Raw genomic sequence first — 511 nt, 5'->3', positions numbered from 1 at the left:
ACCGCCCCTCGTCGCGCGCGTGGCTCTCGAACCGCGCGGCCTTGCCCGGGCCGAGTTGCGGTGCGCCCATGGCGTGAAAGCCGTGATCGGTCTGGAACGGGCCCGAATGGCAATCGGCGCAGCCCGCCACGCCATAGAACAATGCCAACCCCGCCTCGGCCTGCGGATCGAGCGGTGCCCCCTCGCGCAGCCGCGCATCGAAGGGACTGGTATCGGAGCGGAACTCGAAGGTGACGAAGGCCGCGATGGCGTCCGAGATGTCGGTAAAGTCCAGCTTGTCGTCGCCGGGAAATGCGTCCTCGAACATCGCGGCGTATTCGGGGATGGCACGGACACGGGCCGCGATCAGATCCCAGGCGCCGTCCTCGCCGGTGATCAGACCCTTTCGGACTGCCCGGCTGACCTCGTTCTCGGAATAATGCCCGGCCATCTCGTCGGCCGACAGCACGGGAAACATCGTCTGTGCCGACAAAAGCGTGTCGAAGCCGCGCACCATCTCCGGACCCATCGG

Annotated in this window: 1 protein-coding gene; it reads right to left on the bottom strand. The window is 66.9% G+C overall.

Features of this window, described 5'->3' with window-relative positions; all coding sequences use genetic code 11:
- Nucleotides 1-511 (bottom strand): cytochrome-c peroxidase (locus ABEB31_RS21630; protein ID WP_347053746.1); only part of this gene is annotated, 511 nt, incomplete at both ends.

The organism is Flavobacterium olei (assembly GCF_039749035.1).
GTDB classification, from domain to species: Bacteria; Bacteroidota; Bacteroidia; order Flavobacteriales; family Flavobacteriaceae; genus Flavobacterium; species Flavobacterium olei.
This window is presented reverse-complemented; position numbering and strand designations above follow the sequence as displayed.